Source organism: Kosakonia sp. MH5 (genome assembly GCF_009935945.1).
Classification (GTDB): domain Bacteria; phylum Pseudomonadota; class Gammaproteobacteria; order Enterobacterales; family Enterobacteriaceae; genus Kosakonia; species Kosakonia radicincitans.
This window is the reverse complement of the sequence record NZ_QODH01000009.1, coordinates 129,487-155,086: the sequence shown is the minus strand read 5'-3', so window position 1 is coordinate 155,086 and position 25,600 is coordinate 129,487. Positions and strand designations below refer to the sequence as shown.

25 protein-coding genes are annotated in these 25,600 nt (G+C 53.5%); 23 read left to right on the top strand and 2 right to left on the bottom strand.

Annotated features, from left to right (window positions below; genetic code table 11):
- Positions 1-69 precede the first annotated feature (69 nt).
- The 8 genes from azuC to otsA all read left to right on the top strand — a co-directional run bounded on the left by azuC (position 70) and on the right by otsA (position 7,449).
- Positions 70-153, top strand: coding sequence for a stress response protein AzuC (azuC, locus tag DK872_RS21575; RefSeq protein ID WP_017458329.1), 84 nt, complete (start codon positions 70-72; stop codon positions 151-153).
- A 111-nt stretch (positions 154-264) separates the two neighbouring features.
- Positions 265-516, top strand: a complete 252-nt coding sequence (locus tag DK872_RS21570; protein ID WP_007371540.1) for a DUF2766 family protein — start codon at positions 265-267, stop codon at positions 514-516.
- Between the two features lie 105 nt (positions 517-621).
- Positions 622-1,179 carry a DJ-1 family glyoxalase III gene (locus tag DK872_RS21565; RefSeq protein WP_090396612.1) on the top strand — a complete coding sequence of 186 codons (558 nt, stop codon included), beginning with the start codon at positions 622-624 and terminating at the stop codon, positions 1,177-1,179.
- A 316-nt stretch (positions 1,180-1,495) separates the two neighbouring features.
- Positions 1,496-2,476: an arabinose ABC transporter substrate-binding protein gene (locus DK872_RS21560; protein WP_007371542.1), complete on the top strand. Its 981-nt coding sequence runs from the start codon at positions 1,496-1,498 to the stop codon at positions 2,474-2,476.
- 71 nt (positions 2,477-2,547) lie between these two features.
- Positions 2,548-4,062: an L-arabinose ABC transporter ATP-binding protein AraG gene (araG, locus tag DK872_RS21555; RefSeq protein ID WP_107146621.1), complete on the top strand. Its 1,515-nt coding sequence runs from the start codon at positions 2,548-2,550 to the stop codon at positions 4,060-4,062.
- A 14-nt stretch (positions 4,063-4,076) separates the two neighbouring features.
- The gene (gene araH, locus DK872_RS21550; protein ID WP_007371544.1) at positions 4,077-5,057 is read left to right on the top strand and encodes an L-arabinose ABC transporter permease AraH; all 981 of its coding nucleotides are present in this window, start codon (positions 4,077-4,079) and stop codon (positions 5,055-5,057) included.
- A gap of 186 nt (positions 5,058-5,243) precedes the next feature.
- On the top strand, positions 5,244-6,050 hold the full coding sequence (gene otsB / locus DK872_RS21545; protein ID WP_035887531.1) for a trehalose-phosphatase: 807 nt from the start codon (positions 5,244-5,246) through the stop codon (positions 6,048-6,050).
- On the top strand, positions 6,025-7,449 hold the full coding sequence (gene otsA, locus DK872_RS21540; protein WP_107146622.1) for an alpha,alpha-trehalose-phosphate synthase: 1,425 nt from the start codon (positions 6,025-6,027) through the stop codon (positions 7,447-7,449). Before otsB ends, otsA begins: the two co-directional genes overlap by 26 nt.
- A 33-nt stretch (positions 7,450-7,482) precedes the next feature.
- Here the strand turns inward: otsA and uspC are convergent, their stop codons facing one another.
- Positions 7,483-7,908: a universal stress protein UspC gene (gene uspC / locus DK872_RS21535; protein ID WP_007371547.1), complete on the bottom strand. Its 426-nt coding sequence runs from the start codon at positions 7,906-7,908 to the stop codon at positions 7,483-7,485.
- Between the two features lie 778 nt (positions 7,909-8,686).
- Between uspC and flhD the strand changes: the two genes are divergently transcribed.
- The 12 genes from flhD to cheZ all read left to right on the top strand — a co-directional run bounded on the left by flhD (position 8,687) and on the right by cheZ (position 20,847).
- Entirely contained in the window at positions 8,687-9,037 is a 351-nt protein-coding gene (gene flhD / locus DK872_RS21530) for a flagellar transcriptional regulator FlhD (RefSeq protein WP_007371548.1), read from the top strand.
- 2 nt (positions 9,038-9,039) lie between these two features.
- Complete coding sequence (gene flhC, locus DK872_RS21525; RefSeq protein WP_007371549.1) at positions 9,040-9,618, top strand: flagellar transcriptional regulator FlhC; 579 nt, start codon at positions 9,040-9,042, stop codon at positions 9,616-9,618.
- 125 nt (positions 9,619-9,743) lie between these two features.
- The gene (gene motA / locus DK872_RS21520; RefSeq protein ID WP_007371550.1) at positions 9,744-10,631 is read left to right on the top strand and encodes a flagellar motor stator protein MotA; all 888 of its coding nucleotides are present in this window, start codon (positions 9,744-9,746) and stop codon (positions 10,629-10,631) included.
- Positions 10,628-11,587, top strand: a complete 960-nt coding sequence (gene motB, locus DK872_RS21515) for a flagellar motor protein MotB (protein WP_007371551.1) — start codon at positions 10,628-10,630, stop codon at positions 11,585-11,587. Before motA ends, motB begins: the two co-directional genes overlap by 4 nt.
- A 4-nt stretch (positions 11,588-11,591) precedes the next feature.
- The gene (gene cheA / locus DK872_RS21510) at positions 11,592-13,640 is read left to right on the top strand and encodes a chemotaxis protein CheA (protein WP_035887530.1); all 2,049 of its coding nucleotides are present in this window, start codon (positions 11,592-11,594) and stop codon (positions 13,638-13,640) included.
- Between the two features lie 20 nt (positions 13,641-13,660).
- Entirely contained in the window at positions 13,661-14,164 is a 504-nt protein-coding gene (gene cheW, locus DK872_RS21505) for a chemotaxis protein CheW (RefSeq protein WP_007371553.1), read from the top strand.
- 375 nt (positions 14,165-14,539) lie between these two features.
- Complete coding sequence (gene tar / locus DK872_RS21500) at positions 14,540-16,204, top strand: methyl-accepting chemotaxis protein II (protein WP_161518804.1); 1,665 nt, start codon at positions 14,540-14,542, stop codon at positions 16,202-16,204.
- 42 nt (positions 16,205-16,246) lie between these two features.
- On the top strand, positions 16,247-17,845 hold the full coding sequence (gene tap, locus DK872_RS21495; RefSeq protein ID WP_161518803.1) for a methyl-accepting chemotaxis protein IV: 1,599 nt from the start codon (positions 16,247-16,249) through the stop codon (positions 17,843-17,845).
- Positions 17,846-17,869: 24 nt separating this feature from the next.
- Positions 17,870-18,739, top strand: coding sequence for a protein-glutamate O-methyltransferase CheR (gene cheR, locus DK872_RS21490; RefSeq protein ID WP_007371557.1), 870 nt, complete (start codon positions 17,870-17,872; stop codon positions 18,737-18,739).
- On the top strand, positions 18,736-19,785 hold the full coding sequence (locus tag DK872_RS21485; protein ID WP_007371558.1) for a chemotaxis response regulator protein-glutamate methylesterase: 1,050 nt from the start codon (positions 18,736-18,738) through the stop codon (positions 19,783-19,785). The genes cheR and DK872_RS21485 overlap by 4 nt, the downstream gene beginning before the upstream one ends.
- Positions 19,786-19,802: 17 nt before the next feature.
- The gene (gene cheY, locus DK872_RS21480) at positions 19,803-20,192 is read left to right on the top strand and encodes a chemotaxis response regulator CheY (protein WP_007371559.1); all 390 of its coding nucleotides are present in this window, start codon (positions 19,803-19,805) and stop codon (positions 20,190-20,192) included.
- Between the two features lie 10 nt (positions 20,193-20,202).
- Positions 20,203-20,847 (top strand): protein phosphatase CheZ, encoded by a 645-nt coding sequence (gene cheZ, locus DK872_RS21475; RefSeq protein WP_007371560.1) that lies wholly within the window; start codon positions 20,203-20,205, stop codon positions 20,845-20,847.
- 80 nt (positions 20,848-20,927) lie between these two features.
- Here cheZ and DK872_RS21470 read toward each other — a convergent pair whose 3' ends face one another.
- Entirely contained in the window at positions 20,928-21,578 is a 651-nt protein-coding gene (locus tag DK872_RS21470) for a CPBP family intramembrane glutamic endopeptidase (RefSeq protein ID WP_035887525.1), read from the bottom strand.
- A gap of 276 nt (positions 21,579-21,854) precedes the next feature.
- On the opposite strand from DK872_RS21470, the gene flhB reads away from it, so the two are divergent.
- From flhB to DK872_RS21455, 3 genes are read left to right on the top strand one after another with little or no spacing between them, the layout of a single operon-like run.
- Entirely contained in the window at positions 21,855-23,015 is a 1,161-nt protein-coding gene (flhB, locus tag DK872_RS21465) for a flagellar biosynthesis protein FlhB (protein ID WP_202626125.1), read from the top strand.
- Positions 23,008-25,086, top strand: a complete 2,079-nt coding sequence (gene flhA, locus DK872_RS21460; RefSeq protein ID WP_007371563.1) for a flagellar biosynthesis protein FlhA — start codon at positions 23,008-23,010, stop codon at positions 25,084-25,086. The genes flhB and flhA overlap by 8 nt, the downstream gene beginning before the upstream one ends.
- Positions 25,086-25,496 (top strand): flagellar protein FlhE, encoded by a 411-nt coding sequence (locus tag DK872_RS21455; protein WP_035887522.1) that lies wholly within the window; start codon positions 25,086-25,088, stop codon positions 25,494-25,496. The genes flhA and DK872_RS21455 overlap by 1 nt, the downstream gene beginning before the upstream one ends.
- Positions 25,497-25,600 lie beyond the last annotated feature (104 nt).

Below are 25,600 nucleotides of genomic sequence, written 5' to 3'. Positions count from 1 at the left end.
TTTGTGATGGAGGTCATATTATGTACGCATTGAGACGTAACACCTGCATAACAAATCGCCGGAGCAAAAATGAAACTGCGTAAAATTCTGAAGCATATGTTTGAAACCTATTGCAAAACATTCAAAGACGTACCGCCAGGCGCTATGTTCTGATGATAAAAAAACCTGCTGAAGCAGGTTTTTTTATGCCTGTCGTCCGCCTGCCAGGCCTACTCATACACATGAATTCCCGCTACTATGGCGCACTTTATTTAAGGAGCGCCTATGTCACAGAATCTCTCCACCGACCAGGAACTGGTATCCGATATCGTTGCCTGTCAACTCGTCATCAAACAGATCCTCGACGTTATCGACGTCATCGCGCCGGTTGAAGTGCGTGAGAAAATGTCTCACCAGCTTAAGAGCATCGATTTTGCTACCCACCCGGCAGCGGCCGACCCGGTTACCCGCCGTGCAATCCAGAAAGCTATCGCCTTAATTGAACTGAAATTTACCCCTCAGGGGGAAGCTCACTAAGGACTCTGCCTGGCAGGGATGTGACGCAGCGGGAATTATGAAACGCTGTTTTGATCAACAATAACCCCACTTTAATCAACCCACCTTCAACGTAAGGAGTCGGACATGAAAAAAGTGGCGGTGTTGTTGGCGCCCGGTTTCGAAGAAGCAGAAGCGATTATCACCATTGATATCCTGCGTCGCTTAAATATTGAAGTCGAAACACTGGCCTGCGCGGAGTCCCGCGCGGTGGTCAGTTATCACGCTATCCCGATGGTTGCAGACAGCACGCTGACAGAGCGTCAGGCAAAGCTGTATGACGCCGTCGTCTTACCCGGCGGGCCGCAGGGCAGCGTGAATCTGGCTGCCAGCAAAGCGGTGGTGCAATTTATTGAACAGCACGACACAGCCGGCAAGTTAATTTGCCCTATCTGTTCCGCTGCTGCGCGCGTGCTGGGCGGCAACGGCTTGCTGAAGGGCCGCCGCTATGTCTGCTCCGGCGATCTGTACGAAACTGTCAATGATGGTGAGTATGTGGACGCGCCAGTGGTGGAAGATGGCAACCTGATCAGCGGTAAAGGCCTCGGGCTGGCTTTCAATTTTGCGTTGACGATTGCTGCGCGTTTGCAGGGGGACGAAACTGCAGCGCGAGATCACGCCGATCATATCTACTATAGCTGGTGATTTTTCTGCCCGGATGCGCCCTGCATCCGGGACAAGGATAAGCTGGCTGATGTTATGGATTATCCTGCTTTTATCCTTTCTATTTGTCTGACAAAATCGGCTGTTTTTATGTGCTATATCGCTGAATTTATGTACAGAATTACTGTAATTCTGCGGTGTGATGCCGCTCTCCTATGGAGAATCAATTTCCCGCTAAAACTACTTCCAGCACAGGTGTCCAGGGATGTGCGGACTCTAATGCCTTGTTTTATTAACTTTTAAATGAACCGGTAATTATTTTTCCCTACATAAAAGAAAGCTAAAGCTGGAGTTTACCATGCACAAATTCACTAAAGCGTTGGCGGCCATCGGTCTGGCTGCCGTTATGTCACAATCCGCTATCGCTGAAACGATGAAGCTCGGGTTCCTGGTTAAACAGCCAGAAGAACCCTGGTTCCAGACTGAATGGAAGTTTGCCGACAAGGCGGGCAAAGATTTAGGTTTTGAAGTGATTAAAATCGCCGTCCCTGATGGTGAAAAAACGCTGAACGCCATTGATAGCCTGGCGGCCAGCGGCGCAAAAGGATTTGTTATTTGTACTCCGGATCCCAAACTGGGCTCAGCGATTGTCGCCAAAGCGCGGGGTTATGACATGAAAGTCATTGCGGTGGACGACCAGTTCGTCAACGCCAAAGGCGAACCGATGACCTCGGTGCCGCTGGTGATGATGGCAGCGAGCGAAATCGGCGCGCGTCAGGGTGAAGAGCTCTATAAAGAGATGCAAAAACGTGGCTGGAATGTGAAAGAGACCGGCGTCATGGCGATTACCGCGAACGAGCTGGATACCGCTCGCCGCCGCACGACCGGTTCTATGGACGCGCTGAAAAAAGCCGGTTTCCCGGAAAAACAGATCTACCAGGTGCCGACCAAATCTAACGATATCCCCGGTGCATTTGATGCCGGTAACTCCCTGCTGGTACAGCATCCGGAAGTGAAACACTGGCTGGTGCTGGGCATGAATGACAACACTGTGCTGGGTGGCGTGCGTGCAACAGAAGGCCAGGGCTTTAAAGCGCCGGATGTCATCGGTATTGGTATTAACGGCGTCGATGCGGTAAGTGAGCTGTCGAAAGCGCAGGCAACCGGCTTCTTCGGTTCTCTGCTGCCAAGCCCGGACGTGCATGGCTATAAAACCAGCCAACTGCTCTACAACTGGGTTACCAAAGGCGTTGAACCACCGAAATTTACAGCAGTAACGGACGTGGTGCTGATCACGCGCGAGAACTTCAAAGAAGAGCTGGCGAAAAAAGGACTGTAATTCTCTGTTGATTGTGCTCCCCGCTTCAGGCGGGGGGCCAGACGTACAATGAACTGCTTTACGGAGACGTTATGCAACAGTCTACTCCTTATCTCTCTTTTCGCGGCATCGGCAAGACGTTTCCCGGTGTGAAAGCGCTCAGTGAGATCAGTTTTGATTGTTACGCCGGGCAAATCCACGCCCTGATGGGTGAAAACGGCGCAGGTAAATCGACACTGTTAAAAATCCTCAGCGGCAATTACGCGCCAACCACCGGTTCGCTGGTAATAAAAGGTGAGGAAGTCACCTTCGCGGATACTACTGCAGCGCTGAATGCCGGGGTGGCGATCATCTACCAGGAGCTGCATCTGGTGCCGGAGATGACCGTCGCGGAGAATATCTACCTTGGCCAGATCCCGCACAAGAGCGGCATTGTGAACCGTTCGTTGCTGAATTACGAAGCCGGTTTGCAGCTTCAGCATCTTGGGCTGGATATCGATCCGCAAACGCCGCTGAAATATCTCTCCATTGGTCAGTGGCAAATGGTCGAAATTGCCAAGGCGCTGGCGCGCAACGCCAAAATCATCGCCTTTGATGAACCCACCAGTTCTCTCTCGGCGCGTGAGATCGACAACCTGTTCCGTGTGATCCGCGAGCTACGTAAAGAGGGCCGGGTGATCCTTTATGTCTCCCACCGCATGGAAGAGATTTTTGCGCTCAGCGATGCCATTACCGTCTTTAAAGATGGTCGCTACGTGCGCACCTTTACGGACATGCGGCAGGTCAATCATGACCAGTTGGTGCAGGCGATGGTCGGACGCGAACTGGGGGATATTTATGGCTGGAAACCCCGGGAATACGGGGCAGAACGCCTGCGGCTGGAGCAGGTTAAAGCGCCAGGCGTACGAACGCCCATCTCTTTAAACGTGCGCAGCGGTGAAATTGTCGGCCTGTTCGGGCTGGTGGGCGCCGGGCGCAGTGAATTAATGAAAGGCTTATTCGGCGGGACGAAAATTACCGAAGGGCAGGTCTTTATCGACGGCGAGCAAGTCAATATTACTAAACCGGCGCATGCCATCCAGGCGGGCATGATGTTGTGCCCGGAAGATCGTAAAGCGGAAGGCATTATTCCGGTTCACTCGGTGCAGGAGAACATCAATATCAGCGCCCGGCGCAAATACATTCGCGCAGGTTGTCTGATCAATGATGGCTGGGAAAGTGAAAACGCCGAACACCATATTCGTTCGCTCAATATCAAAACGCCTGGTGCGGAACAACTGATTATGAATCTCTCCGGTGGCAACCAGCAAAAGGCAATTCTTGGTCGCTGGTTATCGGAAGAGATGAAAGTCATTTTGCTCGACGAGCCGACGCGCGGCATTGATGTCGGGGCGAAGCATGAGATCTACAACGTAATTTACGCGCTGGCTTCCCGCGGTGTTGCGGTGCTGTTTGCCTCCAGTGATTTGCCGGAAGTGCTCGGCGTTGCCGATCGCATCGTGGTGATGCGTGAAGGGGAAATCGCCGGTGAACTGCTTCACGGTCAGTGTGATGAACAGCGGGCGCTGAGCCTCGCGATGCCGAAAGTTAGCCAGGCTGTCGCCTGAGTGAGGAGAAAATGATGTCATCTTTAACTACGTCCCGCGCACCGAAATCCTCGCTCAGCTTTGGGCGAATCTGGGATCAGTTCGGCATGCTGGTGGTGTTTGCCGTGCTGTTTATCGGCTGCGCGCTGTTTGTGCCGAACTTCGCCTCTTTCGTCAATATGAAAGGGCTGGGGCTGGCGATCTCAATGTCCGGCATGGTGGCCTGCGGCATGCTGTTCTGCCTTGCGTCCGGGGATTTTGACCTGTCGGTCGCGTCGGTCATCGCCTGCGCCGGGGTAACCACAGCAGTGGTGATTAATATCTCGGAGAGTTTGTGGATTGGCGTATTTGCCGGTTTGCTGCTCGGCGTGGTCAGCGGTTTTATTAACGGCTTCGTGATTGCGCGTTTGAAGATCAATGCCTTGATCACCACGCTTGCCACGATGCAGATCGTCCGCGGGCTGGCGTATATTATTTCCGACGGTAAAGCGGTCGGCATCGAGGATGAACGTTTCTTCACCCTCGGTTACGCCAACTGGCTGGGGCTGCCCGCGCCGATTTGGTTGACGGTTGCCTGCCTGATTATTTTTGGCTTCCTGCTCAATAGAACCACGTTTGGCCGCAATACGCTGGCGATTGGCGGTAATGAAGAAGCGGCCCGCCTGGCGGGCGTTCCGGTGGTACGCACGAAAATCATCATCTTTGTGCTCTCCGGTCTGGTCTCAGCGGCAGCGGGGATTATTCTTGCTTCGCGTATGACCAGTGGCCAGCCGATGACGTCGATTGGCTATGAGTTGATTGTTATCTCAGCCTGTGTATTGGGTGGTGTATCGCTGAAAGGCGGGATTGGCAAAATATCGTATGTTGTTGCCGGGATCCTGATTCTGGGCACCGTCGAAAACGCCATGAACCTGCTGAACATCTCGCCATTCTCACAGTATGTGGTGCGTGGTTTGATCCTGCTGGCGGCGGTAATTTTCGACCGCTACAAACAAAAGTCCAAACGCACAGTTTAAGCCTTAACGCGTAATTTTTAGACATAGCCTTATAGTTTATCCCTCCACCTTACCAGCCGCTAATCCGGCTGGTAAGTCATGCTTAAAATGGCGAGCAGCGTCACACTGTCTATACTTACATGGCTAATGATAATGAGATGTTAGTGAAGAACGGCTCTCATCAAAGACTGTAAGGAGGAAACCAGGGTGGAAGACGCATTATCTGTACCGCCTCTCTTTTCCGGTAATTTTGCCTTTTTTTTCGATTTGGATGGCACCCTCGCTGACATTAAACCGCACCCGGATGATGTCTCTGTTCCGGACGCTGTGCTGGCCAGACTTTCATTGCTTGCTGAGATGAACAACGGGGCACTGGCATTGATTTCAGGGCGCTCAATCGCTGAGCTCGAGCAACTCGCCAAACCCTGGCGTTTTCCGCTGGCTGGCGTGCACGGGGCAGAACGCCGCGACATCAAGGGTCATACCGAACGGGTGACATTACCGGAAAATATCGTACAACCGCTGGAGCGTTCGCTCCGGCACGAAGTGGCATCGCTTCACGGCGTGGAGCTGGAAGCGAAAGGCATGGCATTTGCTTTGCACTACCGTCAGGCGCCGCAGCATGAAGACGCGGTTTTTGCACTGGCAAAGCACATGGTCGCGCGCTACCCGCAGCTGGCAATGCAGCCAGGGAAATGCGTGGTGGAGCTTAAACCGTCCGGCATTCATAAGGGAGCGGCCATTGCGGCATTTTTAGAGACACCGCCTTTTGCTGGCCGCATACCGGTTTTTGTCGGCGATGATTTGACAGATGAGCATGGGTTTAAAACCGTGAACGCGCTGGGGGGCGAATCAATCAAAGTTGGTGCTGGCGAGACGCAGGCAAAATGGCGTCTGGACAGCGTAAATGAAGTTTATCGGTGGCTTGAACGTATCACTGACCATCAACAAGAAAAACAACAGGCGCTAACAAACAGGAGAGATGGCTATGAGTCGCTTAGTCGTAGTATCTAATCGTATTGCTCCGCCTGACAACAAAAAGGCCAGCGCTGGCGGGCTGGCTGTAGGGATTCTGGGAGCATTAAAAGCCACCGGCGGGCTGTGGTTCGGCTGGAGCGGTGAGCTGGGGGACGAGGACCAGCCGCTAAAAAAGGTGACAAAAGGGAATATCACCTGGGCATCGTTTACCCTCAGTGATGAGCATTACGAACAGTATTATTCGCAATTCTCCAACGCCGTTTTATGGCCTGCTTTCCACTATCGACTCGATCTGGTCAATTACCAGCGTGAAGCCTGGGAGGGTTATCAGCAGGTCAATGCGCTGCTGGCGGATAAGCTGCTGCCGTTACTGAAAGAGGATGACATTCTGTGGATCCACGATTATCACCTGCTACCGTTTGCCAGCGAACTGCGCAAGCGCGGCGTGAATAATCAGATTGGTTTCTTCCTGCATATCCCTTTCCCGACGCCGGAAATCTTTAATGCCTTGCCGCCGCATGCGGAACTGCTGGAAGCGCTCTGTGATTATGACCTGATGGGTTTTCAGACCGAAAGCGACAGACTGGCGTTCCTGGATAGCCTGTCAATGAAGACTCGTCTGACCACTCGCAGCGGTAAAGAACATGTCGCATGGGGGAAAAATTTCCGCACTGAGGTTTACCCGATAGGGATTGAACCAGACGAGATTGCCAAACAGGCTGCCGGGCCGCTACCGCCTAAACTGGCACAGTTGAAAAATGAACTTAAGAACGTTAAGAACATTTTCTCTGTGGAGCGGCTTGACTACTCCAAAGGCTTGCCAGAGCGCTTCCTTGCCTACGAAACGCTGCTGGAGAAATTCCCCCAGCATCACGGAAAAATTCGCTATACGCAGATTGCGCCAACCTCCCGTGGCGAAGTACAGGCTTACCAGGATATTCGGCACCAACTGGAAACCGAAGCCGGGCGAATCAACGGCAAATATGGTCAGCTTGGCTGGACGCCGCTTTACTATCTGAACCAGCACTTTGACCGTAAAGTATTGATGAAAGTCTTCCGTTACGCCGAAGTGGGCTTAGTGACGCCGCTGCGTGACGGCATGAATCTCGTCGCGAAAGAGTATGTTGCGGCGCAGGATCCGGCCGATCCGGGTGTGTTGATACTGTCGCAATTTGCCGGGGCGGCGAATGAGCTGACATCGGCGCTGATTGTGAATCCTTACGACCGGGATGATGTTGCTGCGGCGATGGACAGGGCGCTGAGAATGCCGCTGGCAGAGCGCATATCACGCCATGCAGAAATGCTTGAAATCATTAAGGAGAATGATATCAACCACTGGCAGCAGAGGTTCCTTCGCGATTTAAAGCGCATCACGCCACGTAGCGCACAAAGCCAGCTACAGCATAAAGTGGCGACCTTTCCGAAGCTGGCTTAACGTCAGCGGCGCTCCTGCGACAGCAGGAGCGCTTCACGCTCCTAAAGGCACCAATAAAACATCCACTTCACTGGCATGAACGATGCTCTTTGCCGCACACGCTGCGCGGGCGAGGAACGTTTGATTGTGATTGCCGCAGACCACTAAATCGATGCCCTGTGTACGGCAGGTATGCAGAATATGTTCGCTTAATGCGCCTGATGCGATGAGCGCCTGCTCGATAGGGTATCCGGCCTCGCTAATGAGTTGATCCAGAAATTGTTGCGTCTCTTCCTGCAACACTTCACGGACATTTTCCATCATCGGAGCGGCAAGCTGGTTATAGAGTTCAGGATCGGAAGCTAAGGTAATAAGGGAGATGCGGGCATTGAAAGGGCGGGCAATATCAATGGCTTTGGCCAGTAAACGCCGGCTTTCGGGCGTCACCGCAACAGCGACCAGAAGATGAGCATATTGCATTTCTCACTCTCCACGACAAATCAATTTTTTCTCACCATTACTCTGTTTCTGAACTCAGTGCAACCCAGGATTATTGCGGGGATGTGAAGGTTATCATAAATATTCATTAATTATTCTTATGCTAAGACTTTAATGCATATTCCTGCATTTAACCGATTTTAAAATCTTATCTAAAATTTAAAGAATTTAAGATCAAATTGTTAAACTATCAATCATAATGACTAACAATTTTGAAATGATTACCCATAGTAATTAATTAGCGACCCTGAAAGCTTAATTTGTTGTTTTATATGCTTTTTTGATTGTATATCTGCAATAGAAACGTTTTGGTAACGATGAATGTTGCAAAACGTCACTCCTCAGACCAGTTGATGACCTGGAGCCGCAGTTTTGCATGAGTATTCGGCCAAATGGAATAAAAAAAGCGACTGACAGAACAAAAAAGCATCAAATCACAAGCGGGACTGATAGATTTATTACCCATAATCCGTTAAATTTTGTGACGCAGATCACAAAAATTTCAAATTTTTGTCCGGGTCAGATTGTATGTGTCAGCACCTACGAGTACAGTTGCGTCGAATTAGGAAAAATCTTAGTTCTTTGTAAGAAATGATTAAGCGCGTATCAAGGCCATTACATTTGAGCGAAGTGCCGCGAGTGCGAGATCCTAAGTCAGTTATGCATTTAGCCTTTCTTTTTTATACCGGTTTTTTCCGGCGACATCACGGGGTGCGGCTCAGCCGCATAAGATACAAGTTGGTTATTCGGGATGGGAAAAATGCATACATCCGAGTTGCTGAAACATGTGTATGACATTAACTTGTCGTATTTGCTTCTTGCTCAGCGTTTGATTAGCCAGGACAAAGCGTCCGCAATGTTCCGTCTTGGCATTAACGAAGAGATGGCGAACACACTGGGTGAATTAACCCTTCCACAAATGGTGAAACTGGCTGAAACCAATCAGCTTATCTGCCAGTTCCGTTTTGACAATCACCAGACTATTACTCGTCTGACCCAGGAATCACGCGTGGATGATTTACAGCAAGTCCACACCGGGATTTTACTTTCAACCCGCCTGCTGAATGAGTCTTCACAGACCGGCGATGCGGCAAGAAAGAAAAGGGCTTAACCATGGGCGAGAAAAGCATTGTTCAGGAAGCCCGCGATATTCAGTTAGCAATGGAACTGATTTCGCTGGGTGCACGTTTACAGATGCTGGAGAGTGAGACACAGCTTAGTCGTGGTCGTCTTATTAAACTCTACAAAGAGTTACGTGGTAGCCCGCCGCCTAAAGGCATGCTGCCATTCTCCACTGACTGGTTTATGACCTGGGAGCAGAATATTCATGCGTCCATGTTCTGTAACGCCTGGCAGTTTTTGTTAAAAACAGGCCTGTGCAGCGGCGTTGATGCAGTCATCAAAGCGTACAAACTCTATCTGGAACAATGCCCTCATAACGATGATGGGCCGCTGCTGGCGCTGACTCGCGCCTGGACACTGGTTCGTTTCGTGGAAAGCGGAATGCTGGAGTTGTCTCGCTGTAATTGCTGTGACGGTAATTTTATTACGCACGCACACCAGCCTGTTGGTAGCTTTGCCTGTAGTTTATGCCAGCCGCCGTCCCGCGCGGTAAAAAGACGTAAACTTTCCCGGGATGCTGCCGATATTATTCCACAACTGCTGGATGAACAGATCGAACAGGCTGTTTGACCGAAACAGGTGGAAAACACTCCAGCAGCGGTGCAGTAATGCCGCTGCTTTTTTTTGCCTGAAATTCGGTTTAACCCTCTGAAATGTTTATCCCGAGCCTTAGTCATTAGCAGAAGGATGATGTCGTGCTTATCGTATTAGGTTACCTGGTTGTTCTTGGTGCAGTCTTTGGCGGTTATATGATGACCGGCGGGGAACTTGGGGCACTTTATCAACCGTCTGAACTGATCATCATCGGTGGCGCGGGGGTAGGTGCATTCATCGTTGGTAACAATGGCAAAGCGATCAAAGGTACGATGAAAGCCATGCCTTTGCTGTTTCGTCGTTCGAAATACACCAAAAGCATGTATATGGATTTGCTGGCTCTGCTTTACCGCCTGATGGCGAAATCGCGTCAGCAAGGGATGTTCTCGCTCGAAAGAGATATTGAGAATCCGAAAGAGAGCGAAATTTTCGCCAGCTATCCACGTATTCTTGCGGATGCGACGATGCTTGAATTTATTGTCGATTATCTGCGCCTGATCATCAGCGGCAACATGAACACCTTTGAAATTGAAGCGCTGATGGACGAAGAGATCGAAACGCACGAAAGCGAAGCCGAAGTGCCGGCAAATGCGCTGGCGATGGTGGGCGATTCGCTGCCCGCGTTCGGTATCGTTGCGGCGGTGATGGGGGTGGTGCACGCGCTGGCCTCCGCCGATCGTCCGGCGGCTGAACTCGGTGCGCTGATTGCACATGCGATGGTGGGAACCTTCCTCGGCATCCTGTTGGCGTACGGTTTTATCTCCCCGCTGGCCAGCGTTTTACGCCAGAAGAGTGCGGAAACCGCCAAAATGATGCAGTGCGTCAAGATCACCTTGCTGTCGAATCTTAACGGTTATGCACCGCCAATTGCGGTCGAGTTTGGTCGTAAAACGCTGTACTCCAGCGAACGTCCGTCGTTTATCGAACTGGATGAACACGTCCGTGCGGTCAGAAATCCTAACCAACAGACCACGACCGAGGACGCATGAAAAACCAGTCCCATCCGATCGTCGTAGTCAGACGAAAAAAACATAAAGGTCATGGCGGTGGAGCGCACGGCTCCTGGAAGATTGCCTACGCCGACTTTATGACGGCGATGATGGCGTTCTTCCTGGTGATGTGGTTGATCTCCATCTCCAGCCCGAAAGAACTTATTCAGATTGCGGAGTATTTCCGTACGCCGTTAGCAACCGCAATTACGGGTGGGCAGCGAATTTCAAACAGCGAAAGCCCGATTCCGGGCGGTGGCGATGACTACACACAGCAACAGGGCGAAGTGCAAAAACAGCCCAATATTGACGATTTGAAAAAACGCATGGAGCAGTCGCGGCTGAGTAAGTTGCGTGGCGATCTGGATCAGTTAATCGAAGCCGATCCCAAACTGCGCGCGCTACGTCCGCACCTGAAAATCGATCTGGTGCAGGAAGGGTTGCGTATTCAGATTATCGACAGCCAGAACCGGCCGATGTTTAAAACCGGCAGCGCGGAAGTCGAACCTTATATGCGCGATATTTTGCGTGCTATTGCGCCAGTACTGAATGGCATCCCTAACAAAGTGAGCCTTTCGGGCCACACCGATGATTTCCCTTACGCCAATGGCGAAAGAGGGTACAGCAACTGGGAACTTTCCGCCGATCGTGCAAATGCATCGCGCCGTGAGCTGGTTGCCGGTGGGCTGGATAATGGCAAAATTCTTCGGGTTGTAGGTATGGCGGCAACAATGCGCCTTGCGGACAGAGGTCCGAATGAAGCAATCAACCGCCGAATCAGTCTTTTGGTACTCAACAAACAGACTGAAGAAGCCATTCTGCATGAGAATGCCGAAAGCGAGAGTGCGCCAATAAGCGCGATTACACAGCCAGAACCTGCGGTCGGAGCAGCACCTGCATCCACACCGGCGGCTCCGGCAACAGTTCCCACATCGCCACAAGCCAATCCGAGGTGATAGCGTGAGCATGGATATTAGTGATTTTTATCAGACATTCTTCGATGAGGCCGACGAGTTGTTGGCTGATATGGAACAACATTTGCTGGATCTGGTGCCTGAAGCGCCGGATTCGGAACAGCTCAACGCCATCTTTCGTGCGGCGCACTCTATTAAAGGAGGCGCAGGTACATTTGGTTTTACCATCCTGCAGGAAACCACACACCTGATGGAGAACCTGCTTGATGAGGCCCGGCGTGGCGAAATGCAGCTTAACACCGACATTATCAACCTGTTTTTGGAAACCAAAGATATTATGCAGGAACAGCTCGACGCTTATAAAAGCTCGCAAGAGCCAGACGCCGCCAGCTTTGAATATATCTGCAATGCCCTGCGCCAACTGGCGCTGGAAGCAAAAGGAGAGGTCGTCGCTGCCCCTGCAAATGGTGCAAAACTCTCCGTTGTGGATACTGCGCTGGAGTCCGAAACCGCTGCTGCGCCAGCTGCCGAAAGCGACGGCAAACTGCGCATCGTCCTGTCTCGCCTGAAAGAGAGCGAAGTTGCACTGCTGGAAGAAGAGTTGGGTAACCTCGGAACGTTGAGCGACGTAGTGAAGGGGGCTGATACCCTGAGCGTGACGCTTGATGGCGGCGTCAGCGAAGACGATATTATCGCGGTATTGTGCTTCGTCATCGAAGCCGATCAAATTGCGTTCGAAAAACCCACCGCAGAGACAGCCCCCGCGCCTGCAGCAGTTGAAGCGGTTGCACAAGTGGTTGAAACGCCAGCGCCTGTTGCGGTTCCGGCGGAGAAACCAGCGGCTCCGGCGCTGAAAGCGGTCGCGAAAGAACAACCGGCAGCTCGTGAAAAACCGGCGCGTGCCAGCGAATCAACCAGTATCCGTGTGGCGGTTGAAAAAGTTGACCAGCTAATTAACCTGGTCGGAGAACTGGTGATCACCCAGTCGATGCTGGCTCAGCGCTCCAATGAGCTGGATCCGGTCACACACGGCGATCTGATCACCAGCATGAGCCAGTTGCAGCGCAACGCTCGTGACCTGCAGGAATCGGTGATGTCCATCCGTATGATGCCGATGGAATATGTCTTTAGCCGCTTCCCGCGTCTGGTGCGCGATCTGGCGAGCAAGCTGGATAAACAGGTTGAACTGACTCTGCAAGGTAGCTCGACGGAACTGGATAAGAGCCTGATCGAGCGCATCATTGACCCGTTAACGCACCTGGTGCGTAACAGCCTCGACCACGGTATTGAAACCCCACAAAAACGTGTCGAAGCCGGTAAATCGCCTATCGGTAACCTGATTCTTTCGGCGGAACACCAGGGCGGAAATATCTGCATCGAAGTGACTGACGACGGTGCTGGTCTTAACCGCGAGCGTATCCTGGCGAAAGCGATTTCGCAGGGAATGGCGGTCAACGAAAACATGACCGATGAAGAAGTCGGCATGCTGATTTTTGCCCCGGGTTTCTCAACCGCAGAGCAGGTTACCGACGTTTCCGGCCGCGGCGTGGGCATGGACGTGGTAAAACGTAACATCCAGGAAATGGGTGGCCACGTTGAAATAAAATCCAAACAAGGCTCTGGCACGACGATTCGTATCCTGCTGCCGCTGACGCTGGCAATCCTCGACGGGATGTCAGTAAAAGTGAACAACGAAGTCTTCATTCTGCCGCTGAACGCGGTGATGGAGTCGCTGCAACCGCGTGAAGAAGATCTGCATCCGCTGGCTGGTGGTGAGCGCGTACTGGAAGTACGTGGTGAATACCTGCCGCTGGTTGAGTTGTGGAAAGTGTTTGACGTGATGGGGGCGAAAACTGAGGCCACGCAGGGGATTGTCGTTATTCTGCAGAGCGCAGGTCGTCGCTATGCGCTGCTGGTTGATCAGTTGATCGGTCAGCACCAGGTTGTGGTGAAAAACCTGGAAAGCAACTATCGCAAAGTGCCGGGTATTTCTGCCGCCACCATCCTGGGCGATGGTAGTGTTGCGCTGATCGTGGATGTGTCAGCGTTGCAGGGGTTGAATCGTGAACATCGTATGGCGCACACAGCCGCCTGATTAAGTAGAAGGTATAAAACATGACCGGTATGAGTAATGTAGCAAAACTGGCTGGCGAGCCGTCAGGACAGGAATTCCTGGTATTCACTCTGGGCGATGAAGAGTACGGCATCGATATTCTCAAAGTGCAGGAAATTCGTGGCTACGATCAGGTGACCCGTATCGCCAATACCCCGGACTTTATCAAAGGCGTGACCAACCTGCGTGGCGTGATCGTGCCGATTGTTGACCTGCGCGTGAAGTTCAGCCAGGGCGACGTCGAGTATGATGACAACACCGTGGTTATCGTCCTGAATCTGGGACAGCGTGTGGTTGGCATCGTAGTGGATGGTGTCTCTGATGTGCTTTCCCTGGCATCGGACCAGATCCGCCCGGCACCGGAATTCGCCGTCACCCTGTCCACCGAATACCTGACCGGCCTCGGTGCGCTTGGCGACCGGATGCTGATTCTGGTGAACATTGAAAAACTGCTCAACAGCGAAGAGATGGCGCTGCTGGACATCGCGGCAACGCACGTCGCGTAACCGCCATACAAGAGCGGATGACTCACCGGTCATCCGCTTTTTTTATACACTTTTTTGTCGGTTATTTTGTTTATCCTTCATTACCACTGGACAACGCGTCCAATTCTTCTAATTCGTTATTTTTACTGACAAAAAATACCTCTTTTACATAGTCGTTTGTTTTGCGATTTCTCAGTCATTAAACCGCTATCGGTGCGACATTAACGTTAACTGACTGCACCTTACAACGCAGACCACGCCGCTGCAGGAAAGATCGAGTGATACCCTGACCGCGAACATTGCATTTCAAGTTACTATTTAATTCCCTTTCGCAAATGTAAAGTTCCCTGGCCGCATGCCGATAACACCATTAAGAACATATCGAAAAGGTGTTGCATGTTGAACCGTATCCGCGTCGTTACTCTGCTGATGAGTGTGCTGGCAGTGTTTGCCCTGTTGCAGCTCGTATCCGGGGGACTTTTTTTCTCTTCCCTTAAGCAAAACCAGCAGAGTTTTGCTGCTTCTAATGACCTGCGTATGCAACAAACTGAACTGGGAAAAGCCTGGGAATTAATGCTGCAAACGCGCATCAACCTGAGCCGCTCGTCGGCGCGTATGTTGCTCGACCCAGGCAACCAGCAGAGCAGCGCCAAAACCGACCTGTTGAACAGCGCGAAAGCCTCGCTGGCGGAAGCAGCAAAACATTACGACGCCTTTCACAACATGCCATCGCTGCCGGAAATGGATGCGGCGCGGCAGGCGCTGGATGAGAAATATCGTACCTATAATGCTGCGTTGACGGAGCTGGTTCAGTTTCTGGAGAGCGGCAATATCAACGCCTTTATGGCGCAGCCGACTCAAGGGATGCAAAACGCCCTCGGTGACGCGATGGCAAAATATGCTGCACTGAGCGACAGCCTCTACCGTAATGCCTGGGAGCAGAGCGTCAGCGATTACACCTTTGCGAAATGGCAGATGGCGGTTCTGGCGCTGGCCTTGCTGATTGTACTGACCGGCGTCTGGTATGGGATCCGCCGTATTCTGCTGTCGCCATTGTCATCGGTCATCGCTCATATCCGCGAAATTGCGGGCGGTAACCTGACGCATACACTGACGATTGCCGGTCGCAGCGAAATGACCGAACTGGCGCAAAGCGTCGATCATATGCAGAACGCGTTAATCGATACCGTTACCAATGTGCGCCAGGGTTCGGATGCCATTTACTCCGGCACCAGCGAAATTGCTGCCGGAAATAACGATCTCTCCTCGCGTACTGAAGAACAAGCCTCGGCGCTGGAGCAGACCGCTGCCAGCATGGAAGAGTTGACGGCGACGGTTAAGCAGAACGCTGACAACGCCCGTCAGGCTTCGCTGCTGGCGCAAAGTGCGTCGGAGACCGCCGAGCGCGGCGGTAAAGTCGTCGATGGCGTGGTGAAAACCATGCACGATATCGCCACCAGTTCGCAGAAGATCGCTGACATTATTGGTGTGATTGACGGTATTGCCTTCCAGACCAATATCCTGGCGCTGAACGCGGCAGTAGAAGCGGCGCGCGCGGGCGAGCAGGGGCGCGGCTTTGCCGTTGTTGCCGGTGAAGTTCGTAATCTGGCCAGCCGCAGTGCCCAGGCGGCGAAAGAGATTAAAACCTTAATTGAAGATTCTGTTTCCCGCGTGGATACCGGCTCAGTGCTTGTAGAGAGTGCCGGTGAAACCATGTCGGACATTGTTAACGCCGTCACGCGTGTTAACGACATCATGGGTGAGATCGCCTCGGCATCGGACGAACAGAGCCGTGGCATCGATCAGGTTGCGCTGGCGGTATCCGAGATGGATCGCGTCACGCAACAGAATGCGTCACTGGTACAACAATCGGCAGCCGCAGCCGCTGCCTTAGAAGAACAAGCCAGTCGATTGACGATGGCGGTATCTGCTTTCCGCCTTTCTTCTGTATCCGGCAAATCGGCGCAGCGTGCCTTAACTCCGGCAGCAGGCAGCGCTAAGACCCCGGCGCGGAGTCGCCAACTTGCAACCGGACAAGAAGATAACTGGGAAACATTTTAGCAGTTCTTAACCGCGGACATTTTTCCGCCAGATGGGGCGTTAATGTTTAATCGTATTCGTATCTCGACAACACTTTTTTTGATTTTGATTGTGTGTGGCATTTTGCAGGTCGGCAGTAACGGATTGTCCTTCTGGGCTTTTAAACAAAGCACATCGCATTTACAGGAAGTAGCGAACAGCAACCATCAACGCAGCGCGCTGATGCAAATTCGGGCCACGCTGCTTGAAGCGAGCACATTGCTGAATAAAGCGGGTACGCTCACGGCATTAAGTTATCCGCCGGATGATATTAAAGCTCTGATGACACGGGCAAAAGCCAGCCTGAAGCTGGCAGATGAGAAAGAGAAAGAGTTTCTGGGCATTGCCGCAATAACGCCTGTGGGGCAGAAATTGCAGGACGGGACGAAAGCGACGTATGCCACATGGCGCAGCGATCTGGAGCATCAGGCCACCTGGCTTGAAAATAACCAGCTATCAGATTTTATGACCGCGCCGGTTAAGGAGTCGCAGGACCAGTTTGACGCGAATTTTAACGCGTGGGAAAAGCACATTAACGAGTTTGCCGAGCAGGCACGGCAGGACAGCGAAAGTAATTATCACCGTTCGGCGGCCATTTTTATTGCGGTGGTGATCCTTGCGGCGCTGATTACCAGCATCGCGCTGTTCTGGTCGCGCAAGATGATTGTTCAGCCGCTGGCGATTATCAGCAGCCACTTTGACAGCATCGCAGCAGGCAATTTGGCGCAGCCGATTGCCGTTTATGGGCGTAATGAAATTTCGGCGATCTTCGCCAGCCTGAAAAAAATGCAGGCAGCGCTGCGTACTACGGTCAGCGATGTTCGGCAGGGCAGTTATGCTATGCATACCGGTATTTCGGAGATTGCTTCAGGCAACAATGATTTATCGGCGCGCACTGAACAGCAGGCCGCTTCGCTGGCGCAAACCGCAGCCAGCATGGAGCAGTTGACCGCGACGGTCGGGCAGAACGCCGACAACGCGCGTCAGGCTTCCGGTCTGGCGCAGAGCGCGGCGGAAACCGCGAGAAAAGGCGGGCAGCAAACCACCAGCGTGGCGAGTACCATGCAGGAGATTGCCGGCAGCTCGCAAAAAATCGGCGATATCATCAGCGTGATTGATGGCATCGCGTTTCAGACCAATATCCTCGCGCTGAACGCCGCAGTGGAAGCGGCGCGTGCGGGCGAGCAGGGCCGGGGATTTGCCGTGGTGGCAGGGGAAGTGCGTAACCTGGCCAGCCGCAGCGCCCAGGCGGCAAAAGAGATTAAAGGTCTGATTGAAGAGTCAGTATCCCGCGTTCAGCAGGGTTCAGCGCTGGTGGATACCGCCGCGCAGACGATGACGGAAATCGTCCGCTCGGTGACGCAGGTCAACGACATTATGGGCGAAATTGCCTCTGCGTCGGATGAACAGCGTCGTGGCATTGAGCAGGTTGCGCTGGCGGTCAGCCAGATGGATCAGGTCACGCAGCAGAACGCGGCGCTGGTAGAAGAGGCCGCTTCCGCGACCGATCAACTGGCAAACCAGGCGGATAATCTGACCTCGTTAGTGGCTGTATTTAAGATTGAAGAGCACGTTGCATTACCCGTAGTGGCACCGCCCAAAGCCGTGCCTGCTGCATCCTGAAATTAACCTGGTTGAGAAGGCGCTATGACATCATCACTGCCCACAGGGCAAACGTCATCAATACTGCAACAGATGACACAGCGCCTGGCGCTGTCCGATGCGCATTTCCGTCGGATATGTCAATTGATCTACCAGCGTGCGGGGATCGTTCTTGCGGACCATAAACGCGACATGGTGTACAACCGCCTTGTTCGTCGTTTACGCACGCTGGGGTTGGATGATTTTGGTCGCTATCTGAGCATGCTCGAAGCGAACCAGAACAGCGCCGAGTGGCAAGCGTTTATCAACTCGCTGACCACCAATCTCACCGCATTTTTCCGGGAAGCGCATCACTTTCCGGTACTGGCTGAGCATGCGCGTAAGCGCACGGGTGAATACCGCGTATGGAGTGCCGCGGCCTCTACCGGCGAAGAACCTTACTCGCTGGCGATTACTCTTGCCGATGCGCTGGGCATGGCGCCGGGTCGCTGGAAAGTCTTTGCCAGCGATATCGACACCGAAGTGCTGGAAAAAGCACGCAGCGGTATTTATCGCCAGGACGAATTGAAGACCCTCTCGCCACAGCAGATGCAACGCTATTTTATGCGTGGAACCGGCCCGCATGCCGGGCTGGTACGTGTACGGCAAGAACTGGCGAATTACGTCGAATTCACCACGGTGAACCTGCTGGATAAGCAGTACAACGTGCCGGGGCCTTTTGACGCAATTTTTTGCCGTAACGTAATGATTTATTTTGATAAAACGACGCAACAGGACATTCTGCATCGTTTTGCTCCGCTGCTTAAGCCGGACGGATTATTGTTTGCCGGGCATTCGGAGAACTTCAGCAACCTCGTGCGCGAGTTCAGCCTCCGTGGGCAGACTGTTTATGCGCTGAGTAAGGATAAAGCATGAGTAAAATCAGGGTGTTGTCCGTCGATGATTCCGCATTGATGCGCCAGATCATGACAGAAATTATCAATAGCCACAGCGATATGGAGATGGTGGCGACGGCGCCAGACCCGTTGGTCGCCCGGGATCTAATCAAAAAATTCAACCCGGATGTCTTAACGCTGGATGTAGAAATGCCGCGCATGGATGGGTTGGATTTTCTTGAGAAATTAATGCGTCTGCGGCCAATGCCGGTGGTGATGGTTTCCTCGCTGACCGGTAAAGGCTCGGAAGTGACGCTGCGTGCGCTGGAGCTGGGGGCGATTGATTTCGTCACCAAACCGCAAATCGGCATTCGTGAAGGCATGCTGGCCTACAGCGAAATGATTGCTGAGAAAGTGCGCACCGCTTCGCGTGCGCGTATTGCTGCGCATAAAACGATGGAAGCGCCGGCGCTGCTGAAGGCTGGCCCGTTGCTCAGCTCGGAAAAATTGCTGGTCATTGGGGCGTCAACCGGAGGAACAGAGGCAATTCGTCATGTACTCCAGCCATTGCCGCTCTCAAGTCCGGGTATTCTAATCACTCAGCATATGCCGCCGGGCTTTACCCGCTCATTTGCTGAGCGTTTGAACAAGCTCTGCCAGATCAGCGTCAAGGAAGCGGAAGATGGTGAGCGCGTTCTGCCGGGACACGCGTATATTGCTCCGGGCGATAAGCATATGGAGCTCGCGCGTAGCGGGGCAAACTATCAGATTAAGATCCACGATGGACCGCCAGTTAACCGGCACCGTCCGTCGGTGGACGTGCTGTTTCATTCGGTCGCGAAACATGCGGGGCGCAACGCCGTAGGCGTGATCCTTACGGGGATGGGCAACGATGGCGCGGCGGGAATGTTAGCAATGTACCAGGCGGGAGCCTGGACCATCGCGCAAAACGAAGCAAGTTGTGTGGTGTTCGGCATGCCGCGTGAGGCCATCAATATGGGTGGCGTCAGCGAAGTGGTCGATCTTAGCCAGGTAAGCCAGCAGATGCTGGCGAAAATCAGTGCCGGACAGGCAATACGTATTTGAACCAGGAGTAATTTTTTATGGCGGATAAAGAGCTTAAGTTTTTGGTTGTGGATGACTTTTCCACCATGCGTCGCATTGTGCGCAACCTGCTGAAAGAGCTGGGATTCAACAACGTCGAAGAGGCGGAAGACGGTGTTGATGCGCTGAACAAATTGCAGACCGGTGGTTTTGGTTTTGTCATCTCCGACTGGAACATGCCAAATATGGATGGTCTGGAACTGCTGAAGACCATCCGTGCCGATAGCAACATGGCTTCCATGCCGGTGCTGATGGTGACGGCTGAAGCGAAAAAAGAGAACATCATTGCGGCGGCGCAGGCTGGTGCAAGTGGCTACGTGGTGAAACCGTTCACCGCAGCCACCCTGGAAGAGAAGCTCGGTAAGATCTTCGAGAAACTTGGCATGTGAGGACCGGACTATGTTGCAACCTTCAATAAAACCTTCTGAAGAGCATTCTCCCAGCGACATTATTGCCCGCATCGGTAGCCTGACGCGCATGCTGCGCGATAGTCTGCGCGAGTTGGGCCTGGATCAAGCGATTGCCGAAGCAGCGGAAGCGATTCCGGATGCGCGCGATCGCCTGGATTATGTGGTCCAGATGACGGCGCAGGCCGCCGAGCGCGCGCTGAACAGCGTGGAAGCCTCTCAGCCTCACCAGGATGAGATGGAAAAAAATTCAAAAGCGCTGAGCAAGCGCTGGGACGAGTGGTTCGAGAACCCAATTGAACTGGCAGACGCCCGTGAACTGGTGACTGATACCCGCAAGTTCCTCGGTGAAATTCCGGGTCATACCAGCTTCACCAACGCCCAGTTGCTGGACATCATGATGGCGCAGGATTTCCAGGATCTTACCGGTCAGGTGATCAAGCGCATGATGGACGTAATCCAGGAGATCGAACGCCAGTTGCTAATGGTGCTGCTGGAAAATATCCCAGAGCAGTCTGCGCGCCCGAAACGCGAAAACGACAGCCTGCTCAATGGCCCTCAGCTCGACGCCACCAAAGCAGGCGTGGTGGCAAGCCAGGACCAGGTGGACGACCTGCTGGACAGCCTCGGCTTCTGATTTGTCGGCACATTCACCTTCAGACGTCCTGAAGGTGAAGTCAGCGAACCCACGAAAAAGGGAAGGGAAACCTTCCTTTTTTATTGCAGGAAGATATCGCCCACTGCGAAGAGATTCGACAGCGCATGCAGCACTATTGGTATTAGCAGCCCGCCTGTCCCGAGCCGGACAACACACAATAGCGCAGAAAAAATAAACAACTGAATAAAAGTGAGCGGCGCCTGATATTGCATATGAATGGCGGCAAACAATAAAGATGTCAGCACAATACCGACTTGTTGCGGCACTTTTCCCCATCCCAGGCTGGCATTGAGCAAAAAGCCGCGAAAAATAATCTCTTCACTCACCGGGGCTATCAGACAGGCGGTGAATACCCACGCCCAACGGGTTAACCCCGTATACCCTTCCAGGGAGTCCAGCCACGGCTCAGGCTGCTGGAACAGCTTTTCCATTACCAGCATCGCCAGCAGCGCCAGCAGCGGCGCGGCAAGGTTTTGCCACGCCAGCGTGCCGAAAGGCAGCAGCCCGTCATAGTGCCTTCCGTAATAACGCCACAGCAGCAACGAGCAGGGGAGCAACAGGGCGCCATGCAGAAACGGGCCGTCAAGGCCATTTTGGTAAAGACGCATAAAACCCGGAATGAAAATAGCGAAATAGAACAGGCTGTAATAGATAACAAACGCCGCGATGCACACCGCAGTATGCGATGTTCGGTCCGATTGTGCTGACATAAAAAGTCACGTCCGTGCAGGGTTATACGCGAAGCCGACCATTATAAAGGAGATTACCTGCAATTCTGTTCAGTCGTTAACAATCAGGACAGGCCGACAAAAAACGGTGTTTAGGCAGGATTTTTCACAGGGTATTGCTGTTTTGTCCTCGTTTCGGGCGCGTGGATGACCCCTGAAGGGCAATTCAAATGGTGAAAACCCCTTGTTTTTATGCCTTACTCTGCCCATTAGATACCCTTGACTCTGGCAATATGTTGTCAAACCCGTAATCCGTGGATGCAGGCCGTGGCCTCTGAAGACAACGAAGACAAAACAGAAGCCCCCACAGCGCACCGACTAGAAAAGGCGCGTGAAGAAGGGCAAATCCCCCGATCAAAAGAGCTGACATCACTGCTGGTGATGCTGGTGGGTGTCTGCATTCTGTGGTTTGGCGGCGAGATGTTTGGCCGACGGTTATCGATGGCGCTCTCTTCCGGGCTGCGCTTCGATCATAAAATCATCAACGATCCGGGGCTGTTTGTCGGGCAGGTGATCATGATGCTGAAAACGGCGCTGATGGGGATGCTGCCGCTGTTGACTGGCGTGGTGATTATCGCGCTGATTGCGCCGGTAATGTTGGGTGGGCTGGTTTTCAGCACCAAGTCGCTGGCGTTTAATTTTTCCAAGCTCAATCCGCTGAGCGGTCTTGGACGTCTGTTTTCCTCCCAGGTTGGCGCTGAACTGTTTAAAGCGTTAATGAAAGCCCTGCTGATGGGCAGCGTCGCCGGGATATTCGTCTGGCATCACTGGCCGGATATGATGCGCCTGATGAGCGAATCGCCGTTAACCGCCATGGCCAGCGCCCTTAATCTGGCCGGGTTGTGTGCGCTGCTGGTGTCGCTGAGCATCATCCCGATGGTCGGTTTTGACGTTTTCTGGCAGATCTACAGCCATATGAAAAAATTGCGCATGTCACGCCAGGACATTCGTGACGAATTTAAACAGAGCGAAGGCGACCCGCATATCAAAAGTCGCATCCGCCAGATGCAGCGAGCCGCCGCTCGCCGCCGCATGATGGCCGATGTACCGAAAGCCGATGTGATTGTCACCAACCCGACGCACTATGCCGTCGCGCTGCAATATGACGAAAATAAAATGAGCGCGCCGAAAGTGGTGGCAAAAGGCTCCGGTCTGGTGGCGCTGCGTATTCGCGAGTTGGGTACGGAAAATCGCGTACCGATTCTGGAAGCACCGCCACTGGCGCGTGCGCTTTTCCGTCATGCGGAAATTGGACAGCAGATCCCAGGTCAGCTTTATGCGGCGGTAGCCGAAGTGCTGGCGTGGGTATGGCAGTTGAAACGCTGGCGACTGTCAGGCGGACAACGACCTGTTAAACCTGAGAATCTTCCGGTGCCTGAAGCGCTGGATTTTATGAACGAGAAGGACACTGATGGCTAATCTGGTAGCAATGCTGCGTCTGCCCAGCAATCTGAAATCGACCCAATGGCAAGTGCTTGCCGGGCCTGTGCTCATTTTGCTTATTTTGTCGATGATGGTGCTGCCGCTGCCGGCGTTTGTCCTCGACCTGCTGTTTACCTTTAATATCGCGCTGTCGATCATGGTGCTGCTGGTGGCGATGTTCACCCAGCGTACGCTCGAATTCGCTGCTTTCCCGACCATTCTGCTGTTTACCACTTTGCTGCGCCTGGCACTCAACGTCGCCTCCACGCGTATCATTTTGATGGACGGGCACACCGGTGCCGCCGCCGCAGGGCGCGTGGTTGAAGCCTTCGGCCACTTCCTGGTCGGCGGTAACTTTGCCATTGGTATCGTGGTGTTCGTCATCCTCGTGATCATCAACTTTATGGTTATCACCAAAGGTGCAGGACGTATCGCGGAAGTGGGCGCGCGCTTCGTGCTCGACGGGATGCCCGGTAAGCAGATGGCGATCGATGCCGACCTTAACGCCGGGATCATCGGTGAAGATGAGGCGAAACGCCGTCGTTCGGAAGTGACGCAGGAAGCCGATTTCTACGGTTCCATGGACGGTGCGAGTAAGTTCGTTCGTGGTGATGCCATCGCCGGTATTCTGATCATGGTGATCAACGTCATCGGTGGTCTGCTGGTGGGGGTGCTGCAACATGGCCTGTCGATGGGCGATGCAGCGGAGAGCTATACGCTGTTGACTATCGGTGATGGCCTTGTCGCGCAGATCCCGGCGTTGGTTATTTCAACCGCCGCGGGCGTTATCGTTACGCGTGTCAGCACCGACGAAGATGTCGGCCAGCAGATGGTTGGGCAACTCTTCTCTAACCCGCGCGTCATGTTGCTGAGCGCCGGTGTCCTCGGTCTGTTGGGGATGGTGCCTGGCATGCCGAACTTTGTCTTCCTGCTGTTTACCGCCGCGCTGCTCGGGCTTGCCTGGTGGTTGCGCGGACGTCAACAGGAGGCACCTGTCGACGCGGTACCAGTGAAAGCCCCGGAAAACACGCAGGCCGTAGAAGCGACATGGAATGATGTGCAACTGGAAGATTCCCTCGGTATGGAAGTGGGTTACCGCTTGATCCCGATGGTGGATTTCCAGCAGGACGGCGAGTTGCTGGGACGTATCCGCAGTATTCGTAAGAAATTTGCTCAGGACATGGGCTTCCTGCCGCCGGTGGTACATATTCGCGACAACATGGATCTGCCGCCCGCGCGTTACCGTATTCTGATGAAAGGGGTGGAAATTGGCAGCGGCGAAGCCTATCCGGGCCGCTGGCTGGCGATTAACCCAGGTACGGCAGCCGGTTCGCTGCCGGGCGAGCAGACTGTCGATCCGGCTTTTGGTCTGGCAGCAATCTGGATCGAAAGTGCGTTGAAAGAGCAGGCGCAAATCCAGGGCTTTACCGTGGTGGAAGCGAGTACCGTGGTAGCCACGCACCTCAACCACCTGATTGGTCAGTTCTCGGCGGAACTGTTTGGCCGACAGGAAGCGCAGCAACTGCTTGATCGCGTAAGCCAGGAGATGCCGAAGCTGACCGAAGATTTAGTGCCGGGCGTGGTGACGCTGACCACGCTGCACAAAGTGTTGCAAAACCTGTTGGCGGAGAGAGTGCCGATTCGCGATATGCGCACCATTCTCGAAACGCTGGCGGAGCACGCGCCGCTGCAAACCGACCCGCACGAACTCACCGCGGTGGTGCGCGTAGCGCTCGGCCGTGCGATTACGCAGCAGTGGTTCCCGGGTAATGATGAAGTGCAGGTGATTGGCCTTGATACGCCGCTGGAACGTCTGCTGCTGCAAGCACTGCAGGGCGGTGGTGGCCTGGAGCCGGGGCTGGCCGACCGTTTACTGGAGCAGACTCAGGAAGCGCTGGCGCGTCAGGAGATGCTCGGCGCGCCTCCGGTGCTACTGGTCAACCATGCCCTGCGTCCGTTGCTGGCGCGTTTCCTGCGTCGTAGCCTGCCGCAGCTGGTGGTGATGTCGAATATGGAGATGTCCGACAATCGCCATATCCGCATGACCGCAACCATCGGGGGTAAATAATGCGTTATCTCATCCTGCTGATCGTCGCGCTGCCGTTGTTCGCCAGCGCGGCGGGTGAAGGTGCCTGGCAAGCCAGCAGCATTGGCATCCGGCTGGATAACCGGGGCGTAGCGGCGTCGTCACGGCCATTAGGGCCAACGCAGCCGGTCGATGGTCTGATAACGGAAGTCTCCTGGCGCTATGAGCTGAACGGCCCGACGCCAGCGGGATTGCTGGTGCGTCTCTGTTCGCAGACGCGCTGCGTGGCGCTCGATGGCCAGAGCGGTTCAACGCGTGGTTTGGCGGATGTACCCGCTGCTGAACAATTGCGTTTTGTCTGGGAAGTACCGGGCGGCGGGCGTTTGTGGCCGCCGCTGAACGTCCGCAGTAACCAGGTCATTGTGAATTACCGTCAGCCTGCCAAAAGCTAGCCGCTTCGCTGGCAATAAACTCAATCGCTTAGCTGTTTTTTTAGCCTTCGATCCCGCCATCAGAGCGGGATTTTGCTATCTGCCACTCATTTTTGACCACGCCT